This is a genomic window from Niveispirillum sp., from assembly GCF_017996735.1.
In the GTDB taxonomy this organism is placed as follows: domain Bacteria; phylum Pseudomonadota; class Alphaproteobacteria; order Azospirillales; family Azospirillaceae; genus Niveispirillum.
Window position 1 is genome coordinate 1 of sequence record NZ_JAGOGJ010000194.1, and the last position, 9,548, is coordinate 9,548.

The window sequence follows — 9,548 nt, forward strand, 5'->3', positions numbered from 1 at the left end:
TGAGATGCTGGCGTCGATCCGCGTCGCGCCGCGCCTTGCGCGTGGCTTTCTGCGCAGTGGTCACGATTTCGCGCATCTGCCCGATCATGCGGAACAGCGCCGACTCATCCACCTGTTCGCGCCCTTGTTGCCGCAATTTCTCCAGTGCCTGCCGTTGCTCCCAGAGGGTGACAGCCGGGTGCGACAAGGTACGGTATGGAATTTCCAGATAGTGCTGCCCCTCCGGCTCCAGCACCCAAATGCGGCTAATGTCGCGTGGGTCGCGCCGGATCAGGAACGCAGGCAGGCGGTCGCGCCGAGCTATCCATGGCTTGAGCGCATCGGCGTAGTAGTGGATGTGGTCGATGACGAAGCCAGTGCGGGTCAGGGTGCGGCGGAGGACGGGCAGGAAATCGACCAGAAAGGCAGTGGCGCGGGTGACGACGGTCGGCACGCAGACGCGCGCCACGGCCTCGGCCCAGCGCGCCGCCGGTGGCTGAAGCAGACCGTTGTGCACCGAGCCGTGGTAGGTGCCGACCGCCAATGTGAGCCAGCGCTCCAACTCGCGCAGCGTCAGGGCGGCCTTATTTTCGGAATCGTAGTCGCCGCGCTGGTCCGGGTTGGAGAAGGTTGTTCCCGGTAGATCCTCGTGGATCATCTGCATCGCCGTGCCGATGATCCGTTCCACGATGCCGCCATAGTGCGGCTGCCCGAGAGGCCGATAGTCCAACCGGATGCCATGCTGCTCGCAGCCACGGCGCAGCGCCTCGCTCTTGAATTCGGCCGCGTTGTCCAGGTAGAGCAGCGCGGGCTTGCCGCTCATCGGCCAGACCATTTCCACGTCCAACCTTTCCAACCAAGGGCGCTTGTCGCAGGCGACATGCGCGAGGCACAGACCAACCGAAACGGCAGACGGTGCTTCCAGCGTGACGACAATGCCGAGCACGCAGCGGGTGAACACGTCGATGGCGAGGGTCAGGTACGGACGGCCAATCGGTTGCCGGTCGCGCTCGTCCACCACGATCAGGTCGATGACTGTGTGGTCGATCTGCACCTGCTCCAGCGGTGCGGAAACTGGCGGCGGAACACCACCGGCACCTTGCAGGGTGCGGGACGCATCCTGGCCTTCCCGAAGGCGAGTGGTCTTGAGTGGATCAAGGCTGGCGATCCGCAACGCCACCGTGTTGCGCGCCGGCACCCGCAGCTTCTGCAGCTTGCACGTCCGCGCAACTTCGCGGTGGAAGGCCGCCAGGCTGCGCTTCTGCTTGGTCAGGAAGCGCTTTTGGAGCAACTCGCGGATGATTCGTTCGACCGACTCCGGCAAGCGGCCTTTACCTTTGCCACCGCTCGACTGCCCAAGAGCCAAGTCAGTGACCAGTCCCGAACCTTGCCGGGCACGGCGGATCAGGACGTAGACCTGCCGCCGGGACAAACCCAGTGCCTGGGCTGCCGCGTCGGCCGCTTCATGCCCGACCGTCTCCGACTGCGCCAGCGGCCCGATGATCTCCGCGCGTCGGCGCGCACGCTCCCATGCCTGTTCTGACAGGGTGGCCACGCCCTGCTCGGTAATCCGTGGGGTATCGCTCGCCATGCTCACCTCGCTTTGGTGCACACGAGTATCGAGCATAGACGAGTTTCGTGCAGAGGAGTTCTGATATCTGACTGTCAGGAGCCGCATGCATAACAGGGTTCAAACCGCACTGAATGGTGCAGTCATCTTCTGAAAATGACATGCGCAGTCCTGCCGCCGATCTCTCGAAAACGGTCGTTTTTGCGAGAGTGCCTTGAAACCTTCGACACGAAGAATCAGATACACAATGTGTATCTATCGTGCTATGCTGAAGAAAAGGAGATGCACCATGGCTATGACTTCCAAGGAAACGGCCCCGCCGGTCACGCGCCCTGTAAACTTGCGCGTGCGCGAGGACGTGCGCGACCTGATCGACCAGGCTGCGCGTGCCAACGGTAAGACGCGCTCGGATTTCATGATCGAGGCGTCACGGCAAGCGGCGGAAAATGCGCTGCTAGATCAGACCTTCGTGCGGGTCGATGCCGACACCTACGCGCAGTATCTCGCCGTTCTGGATCGGCCACCATCCGGTGATGGGTATGAACGGCTGATGCGCGCGCCCAAGCCCTGGAAGGGGTAAGCGTGGACTTGCAGGCTCCAAGCCTTCTGACAGGCGCGCATATCCTGACAGCGTTCGATTCCGGCGTGCCGTCGCTGGATGATTGGCTGCGTCGGCGGGCAATGGCGAACCAGCTCTCCGGTGCGTCGCGCATCTATGTTGTCGCCACCCCGGAAAACCGCGTGGTGGGCTATTACGCGCTGGCCTCCGGCGCGCTTGCGCATGCGGAATCGCCTGGCCGGATCAAGCGGAACATGCCCGATCCGATCCCCATGGCAGTCTTGGGTCGGCTGGCGATTGACCGCAGCATGCAGGGACAGGGGGTTGGGGTGGCGCTTCTGCAAGACGCGGTACTCCGCGTCCAGCAAGCCGCCTCGATCATGGGGATTCGCGGCGTCCTTGTGCATGCGATCTCGGACGAGGCACGGGCATTTTATGAACACCATGGATTCATTCCCGCTGTAACGAATCCGCTGACATTGATCTTGTCTATAGCTTCCGGACAAGTTGAATGATGGATAACAAAAAACATTCGATCAGTAACTGTCGCTGATCTGAGGCAAAGACAACTTAATGATGCCACGTGCGGAGCACGGGGCAGGGGGACTTGAATGAAGAGTTTGCTGGATCAGCTTCCGTCCATCGTCGCGGAAGGCAAGCGGGAAGCCGAGCGCGTGATGGAGCGGGCCGAGAGCAACTATCGCCTCGGGCTGCAAACTCGGGAGCTGGTTGTTCCGTCAAGGGACAGCAACTGGCAGGATCTGTTTCGCCAAAAGACGCCACAAGTGACCTCATCGTCCAATGCCGATCCGAACGCTCTTATTTATGGGGATAATCTTCTGGCAATGGCTGCCCTATTGGCCGGCAGCGACAACGCGCAGTCAATGCGCAATAAGGTTGACCTTATCTACATCGACCCGCCGTATGACAGCAAGGCCGATTACCGTTCGACAATCGAAATACTCGGCGCTTCCTACGATCAATCTCCCACCGTTTTAGAGCAGTTTGCCTATACGGACACATGGGCGGACGGAACATCATCATATCTCAAGATGATTGTGCCGAGGTTATATCTTATGAAGGAGCTTCTTGCCTCTGAAGGGACGATATTCGTCCACCTTGACTGGCATGTCGGGCACTACGTCAAAATCGCTCTCGATGAGATATTCGGGAGAGATCATTTCATCAATGAAATTGTTTGGCACTACTACAATAAAATGCAGGGAAATGTGAATCATTTTCCGAAGAACCATGATGTCATTTATTGGTATCGAAACGGCGATAAATTCCCATTCACCAAAATAAAAGAAGAGCGTGTGGAAAAACAGCGCCAACTAAAGAGGGCTTGGAGCAAGGAAAAACAAAAACTCGTCAATGCCAGAGACGAGAACGGAAACCTTATATACATCGAAGCCGAAGACAGGGGCGTGGATGATGTTTGGTATATGTCCATGCTCCAACCGGCCGATAAAACGGAAAATCTAGGATACAAAACCCAAAAACCGGAAACAGTGATTGAAACTGTTATCTCCGCCGCTTCCAAGGAAGGCGATCTTGTTGCGGATTTCTTCGTCGGCTCCGGCACGACGGCTTCCGTTGCCGAGCGCCTTGGCCGCCGCTGGATCGCATCCGATCTCGGCAAACCCGCGTGCATGATGGCGCGCAAGCGCCTGATCGACCAGGACGCCAAGCCCTTCCTCTATCAGCACATCGGCGACTACCAAGTGGAGCAGATGCGCTCCACCATGGGCGCGAAATTCCGCATCGGTGATCTGGCCGAAATCGTCCTCGGCCTCTACGGGGCGCTGCCCCTGCCCGTGGAGGAAAACCCCAACAAGAACATGGGCCGGCTTCAAGGGAGCAAAACCCTCGTCCTCGCGGACAGCCCAAACAAGATGACCGGCCTTACCACGCTGCGTCGCGCCATTGAAATCCGCGACAACCTTATGGGCGGTTGGGACAAGGTGGTGATCCTCGGCTGGAACTTCTCGCCGACGATCGGGCACGATATCGAGGCGCTCGGGCAGGGCGACCGGCTGGAAGTGCTGGTGATCCCGCCCGATCTTCTCGACCGGCTGAAGAAGAAGGGCCACAAGCTCAAGGCCGACGAGGTGCGCTTCTCGTCGCTGCAATATCTCAAGCTGGGCGCGGTTTCCCGCAAGCAGGATGGGGAGGGGGAAGCCCTGTCCGTGGAGATCGCCAATTACGTGCTGTTGTCGCCGGAGGCGCTGAATCTCGACGAGGCCAACCGCGACAAGCTGCAAAAGGTCATCAATTCCGACCCCTTGGCGCTGATCGAATATTGGAGCGTCGATCCCGATTATGACGGCGAGGTGTTCCGCTCCGTCTGGCAGGATTACCGGGGCAACACCGACAACGACAGCGATCCTTACCGCGTCACGCGCACGGCACGGCTCGCCGGCCTGCCGAAGAAGGACGGCCCGCGCCGCGTCTGCGTGCGCGTGGTCGATGTGTTCGGCTTCGAGGCCGAAGCGACGATCGAGGTGGCATGATGGCGAGCATCAACGATCTTTCGCTTGCCCAGGGCCTGACTGCCAAGGCCGAAGAAGCCTGCGCCGGACTGGAATCCGGCGAAGCCCCGATCCTCGATCAGGTTTCGGACATCACGGCCGAGCTGCTGAAATGGTGGTTTCAGGCGGAGTTTCAGGACGCCCGCACCTTCAATTTCCACCCCGGCCAGCGGCAAGCCTTGCTCAATGTGATCTATGCCCATGAGGTCCTGGGCATCTCGACGTTGCAGGAGCTTTATCAGGCGGCCGCGCCGGACGTGATGCTGTCCAGCACGCGGGATTCCGAAGCGATCCGCGCGCCGAAGAACGCCTATCCCAAATATTGCCTGAAAATGGCGACCGGCACCGGCAAGACATGGGTGCTGCAAGCCCTCATGGTCTGGCAGGTACTCAATGCCAATCGTGCGCCGGTCGATCCCCGCTTCACCAAAAACTTCCTCGTCGTTGCCCCCGGCCTGATCGTTTACGACCGGCTGCTCGACGCCTTCATGGGCAAGGAGCGCGAGGGCAAGCGAGATTTCTCGATCTCCGATCTTTCCATCTTTCAGGAGCTGTTTATTCCCGACGCCTACCGCGACGAGGTTTTTCGCTTCGTGCAGGGTGCGGTGTGTCCGAAAGAGGATATCGGGCGGAAAGTCACGGCGGGCGGCATCATCGCCATTTCCAACTGGCATGTGCTGTCGGAAGAAGGCGAACAGCCGGAGGACCAGGAAATCGAGGCCCCCGGCGCGGCGGCCGATCCCAAGGTTGTCGTGCAAAGCATCCTTCCGCTGACGCCCGGCACGAGCCAGGGCAACGACCTGAACGTGCTGAACCGCCGCTACGAGCGGGGCGGCATCCTGTCCTACCTGAAGGACCTGCCCGGCCTCATGGTCTTCAACGACGAGGCGCACCACATCCACGAGTTCAAGCGGGAGGGAGAGGTCACGGAGGTCGAATGGCAAAAGAGCCTCACCTTGATCGCCGAGCCGAAAGGCCGGCGGTTTGTGCAGGTGGACTTTTCAGCGACGCCCTATAACGAGGTCGGCACCGGCCGGAACAGCCGCAAATCTTACTTCCCGCACATCGTCGTGGATTTCGACCTGAAGACGGCCATGCGGGCCGGTCTGGTCAAATCCCTCGTGCTCGACAAACGCTCCGAGATCGGGGCGCTGAGCCATGACGAGCTGGATTTCAAGGCCGACCGCGACGAGAATGGCAATCCCATGCTGTCCGAAGGGCAGCGGATCATGCTGCGGGCCGGCCTGACCAAGCTGCGGAAGCTCGAAGCCGATTTCGCGGGCCTCGACCCGGACAAGCATCCGAAAATGCTGGTGGTCTGCGAGGATACGACGGTGACGCCCCTTGTCGCCGATTTCATGCAACTAGAAGGGTTGGCCAGCGACGAGGTGCTGCGCGTCGATTCCAACCGCAAGGGCGAGCTGAAGCCCGACGAATGGAAGGTGCTGCGCGAGCGCCTGTTCGACGTGGACCGCCACAAATCCCCGCGCGTCATCGTCAGCGTGCTCATGCTGCGCGAGGGCTTCGACGTGAACAATATCTGCGTGATCGTCCCGCTGCGGGCGTCCGGCGCGGGTATCCTGCTGGAACAGACGATCGGCCGCGGCCTGCGCCTCATGTGGCGCGGCAACGAATACGAGGATATCAAACGGGAGAACCGGCAGCTCATCCGTGCGGGCAAGACGCCCACCAACATGATCGACATTCTCTCAATCGTGGAGCATCCGGCGTTTCAGGAATTTTACGACGAGTTGATCCAGGAAGGCTTGGCGGCGGAAGCCGACGACGAGGACGACCGCAACACCAGCGGCACGGGCGATCTGGTTTCGGTCGGCCTGCGCCCCGGCTTCGAGGAATACGATTTCGCCATTCCCTTCATCCTGCGCGAACAGGTCGAAGAGCTGGAAGACACGCACATCGACCCAGCAAGCCTTGCCCCGTTCGGGGCCTTCACCCTCGATCAGCTCAAAAAGCAGCTCGGGCATGGCGAGAGGTTCCATTCCGAAGACGTGCAGGCCAAGACCCGTTTCGGGGATTACCGCGTGCATGGCGGTGTCATGACGGCGACCGGTTATAATGATTATCTGGCGCGCATCACGCGCCGGATCACCGAAGCCGTCACCCTGACCGACACCACGGGCAGCTCCAAGGCTTTCGCCAATGCAAGCAAGTTCCCCTATATCCAGATCAACCGGGCCGAACTGGCCGAAGGCATCGACACCTTCATCCGCCGGCATCTCTTCAAGGGCGACATGGACCCGCTTGCGGATGAAAACTGGCGCGTCCTGCTGATCGACCCGGTAACGGAGCACGTCATCAAGGTATGGGCGCGCGCCATCCTCGAAGCCGAGGACAGCGTGATCGTGGCGGATGCCGAGGTTGCGCACCGGCGACTGTCGGAAGTGCCGAAGCTTGCGATGCGCGCGGGTTCGTCTCTCGCGGTCGAGAAGGCCATTTACCTGCGCCTGCCGTATCCGTCGCGGAACGGCGGCCTTGAACTGGCCTTCATGGAAACCTGCGAACGGGACGCCAGCGTGGATGCTTTCTGCAAGATCAACGAGCAAAAGCATACCTTCGCGCGGCTGCGCTACATCAAGGAAGACGGTCTGCCGGCCTTCTATTCCCCCGACTTCTTTGTACGCGCCGGCGGCGCGATCTACCTGGTGGAAACCAAGGCGCAAGGCCAGCTCACCAGCCCGAACGTGCTGCGTAAGCGCAAGGCGGCCGTCGCCTGGTGCGATCGGATCAACGGCCTGCCCGCCGATCAGCGCGGGGATGCAGAATGGCACTATGTTCTTCTCGGGGAAGACACCTTCTATGGATGGCGGGACAAGGGCGGCTCGGCTGCCGAGCTACTGGCCTATGCGAAGCTGCGGCCTGTTGAGGACAGGAATCAGGGAAAATTCGCATTCTGACGGTCGGCGCGAAAAGGTCGTTGTGCCGTTGTCCATCCAAGGGTAGCGCTACTCCTTGACGGCGCGGCATAGCCGCGCCGCTGCTTGGCGGCGGTGATGCCCGCCAGGGCCTCGGCCGCCGCGCCCTGATCGGGGAACCACTCTTCAAGGCGCTGGCCGCCAGCGCTGCCGATGCGGCCCCATTCCCGCACCAGCGCCCATTCCCCGAACAGCGTCCGCTCGATCGCGACACGGTAGAAGCGGCGCATGCGCGCGGCTGGCTCGATCCGCTCCATGTAAACCATGCCACACCTCCCTCGGACACTCCGATATCAGGTTTACTATTTCACGATATCAGTTGACATTATCTGATTATTGATGTCAATATGAACCTATGGAAGTTGACAAGTCTCTCATAGCCGCACTCATCGAATCTGCCATGTCGGCGGACTACACGGGCGTCCGCCGCGCCGGCAATGCGATTGCCAAGCGGTTAGCCGAGCAAAAGGACACGGAAGGCGCCAAAGCAATCCAATCCCTCCTGCGCAAGCGGGGCGTGCCGCTACAAGCTTCCGGCTATGCGGAGGCCCTGCCGCGCGACGCAGGTTCTCGTCTCCCGCTGATCGAGGAAGGCCATTGGCCGACGACGCCGGTCATGCTGGGCGGCGAGGCCGGGCATATCATTTCGCAGTTCATTGAAGATGCACAGCATATCGGCCTTCTGGCCGAGAAGGGCGTTTCCGCCCGGCTGGGCCTTCTGCTCTATGGCCCGCCCGGCACGGGAAAAACTCTGCTGGCGGGCCACATCGCCGCCTCGCTGAAGCGGCCCTTTTACATTGCCCGTCTGGACTCGCTGATCTCGTCCCGGCTTGGCGAGACAGCCAAGAACATCCGGGGCATTTTCGAGTTCGTGCCTGCCCGCAACGCTGTTCTGTTCCTCGACGAGATGGACGCCATTGCGAAGGTCAGGGATGACCGGCACGAACTGGGCGAGCTGAAGCGGGTCGTCAATACCGTCCTTCAGGGGCTGGATTCCCTGACGGACGATGTGGTGACGATCGGCGCGACCAATCACCCGCATCTTCTCGATCCCGCCATTTTCCGGCGCTTCCCGTACAAGGTCGAGCTGGGCTTGCCGGATCGGGATGTGCGCGAAAGCCTGTGGCTTCATTTCCTGTTCGAGGGGGATGCCGCACATCAGGGCGACGCGGCGCTGCTGGCGCGCGTCTCGGATGGCCTGAACGGCGCGGATATCGAAAACATCGCCCTTGCGGCACGGCGGCGTACCATCCTTGCCGGGCAAAGCCCTGGCCTTGCGCAGATTCTGCTCGCGGTGCGCGACTCCCGCGCCGGAAGCCCGCGCCTGCTGGATGGCCGCACCCTTGGGACGGCGGACAAAAAGAACCTGACGGCCCTGCTTCACGAGAAGGGGGACGTGAGCCAGGCGGATATTGCCCGCATCGTCGGGGTCAGCCGCCAGATGGTCCATCGCTACCTGAAGGAGGCGACCGATGGCTGAGACACCTCATCGTCCCCTTCTGAATCCGGTCCTCCGGTTCACCAAAGACCCCAAGCCGGAAAGCGTCAGCGGCGGCGGCAAGGGTGCAGGGGGCATCAAAACCGATCGCCTGCCGGATCAGCGCAAGGCGCTGTCGCGACAACTCAGCGGCATGGCCGAACAGGCGGTGGAACAACCGCGCTTCGATGGCCGGGCTGTCATCTACGCCGCGATGTTCGATGACTCCCTTGCGCCGACATGGACGCCTTCGGACCTGTTCCAGGGCGAGCGCGGCGCACGGCTGATCGCCCCTTACAAAAGCGGGTATCTGGTCGAGGTCGAAACCGACCGACTGGCGACCTACGCGCGCTTTGTGCAGCGCACGGATCGCACGAAAGAGCTGGTCGATATCTCGCGAGTGCAGTCCGTCAGCTTTTTCGGGGAAGAGAACGCGGCCGGGTATCGCTCTTTGGATGATCTGTGGGCGGCCGCGCCTGAAGCGCAGGACGGGCGCGCG

Annotated in this window: 8 protein-coding genes; 6 read left to right on the forward strand and 2 right to left on the reverse strand. The window is 61.1% G+C overall.

The features are described 5' to 3' along the window. Window positions 1–1,570 (reverse strand): transposase family protein (locus KBA48_RS30770; RefSeq protein WP_292912509.1); only part of this gene is annotated, 1,570 nt, incomplete at its 3' end. A gap of 268 nt (window positions 1,571–1,838) precedes the next feature. Between KBA48_RS30770 and KBA48_RS30775 the strand changes: the two genes are divergently transcribed. The 4 genes from KBA48_RS30775 (at window position 1,839) to KBA48_RS30790 (ending at window position 7,554) form a co-directional block, all read left to right on the forward strand. Further along, window positions 1,839–2,129, forward strand: a complete 291-nt coding sequence (locus tag KBA48_RS30775) for a DUF1778 domain-containing protein (RefSeq protein ID WP_292912510.1) — start codon at window positions 1,839–1,841, stop codon at window positions 2,127–2,129. A 2-nt stretch (window positions 2,130–2,131) separates the two neighbouring features. Beyond that, window positions 2,132–2,623, forward strand: coding sequence for a GNAT family N-acetyltransferase (locus KBA48_RS30780; RefSeq protein WP_292912511.1), 492 nt, complete (start codon window positions 2,132–2,134; stop codon window positions 2,621–2,623). A 96-nt stretch (window positions 2,624–2,719) separates the two neighbouring features. Then, window positions 2,720–4,621 (forward strand): DNA methyltransferase, encoded by a 1,902-nt coding sequence (locus tag KBA48_RS30785; protein ID WP_292912512.1) that lies wholly within the window; start codon window positions 2,720–2,722, stop codon window positions 4,619–4,621. After that, window positions 4,618–7,554: a DEAD/DEAH box helicase family protein gene (locus KBA48_RS30790; RefSeq protein ID WP_292912513.1), complete on the forward strand. Its 2,937-nt coding sequence runs from the start codon at window positions 4,618–4,620 to the stop codon at window positions 7,552–7,554. The genes KBA48_RS30785 and KBA48_RS30790 overlap by 4 nt, the downstream gene beginning before the upstream one ends. Here the strand turns inward: KBA48_RS30790 and KBA48_RS30795 are convergent. Then, window positions 7,533–7,838, reverse strand: coding sequence for a WGR domain-containing protein (locus KBA48_RS30795; protein WP_292912514.1), 306 nt, complete (start codon window positions 7,836–7,838; stop codon window positions 7,533–7,535). The genes KBA48_RS30790 and KBA48_RS30795 overlap by 22 nt on opposite strands. A gap of 134 nt (window positions 7,839–7,972) precedes the next feature. Between KBA48_RS30795 and KBA48_RS30800 the strand changes: the two genes are divergently transcribed. Next, a complete protein-coding gene (locus KBA48_RS30800; RefSeq protein ID WP_292912515.1) occupies window positions 7,973–9,052 on the forward strand; it encodes an AAA family ATPase in 1,080 nt (359 codons plus the stop codon). Beyond that, window positions 9,045–9,548, forward strand: a 504-nt coding sequence (locus KBA48_RS30805; protein WP_292912516.1) for a hypothetical protein, incomplete at its 3' end; no start/stop codon positions are given. The genes KBA48_RS30800 and KBA48_RS30805, both read left to right, overlap by 8 nt.

Bases quoted from the DNA above. Each gene is read 5' to 3' on its own strand.
- KBA48_RS30775 (WP_292912510.1), top strand. From the start codon at position 1,839: ATGGCTATGACTTCCAAGGAAACGGCCCCGCCGGTCACGCGCCCTGTA.
- KBA48_RS30785 (WP_292912512.1), top strand. From the start codon at position 2,720: ATGAAGAGTTTGCTGGATCAGCTTCCGTCCATCGTCGCGGAAGGCAAG.
- KBA48_RS30790 (WP_292912513.1), top strand. From the start codon at position 4,618: ATGATGGCGAGCATCAACGATCTTTCGCTTGCCCAGGGCCTGACTGCC.
- KBA48_RS30795 (WP_292912514.1), bottom strand. From the start codon at position 7,838: ATGGTTTACATGGAGCGGATCGAGCCAGCCGCGCGCATGCGCCGCTTC.
- KBA48_RS30800 (WP_292912515.1), top strand. From the start codon at position 7,973: ATGTCGGCGGACTACACGGGCGTCCGCCGCGCCGGCAATGCGATTGCC.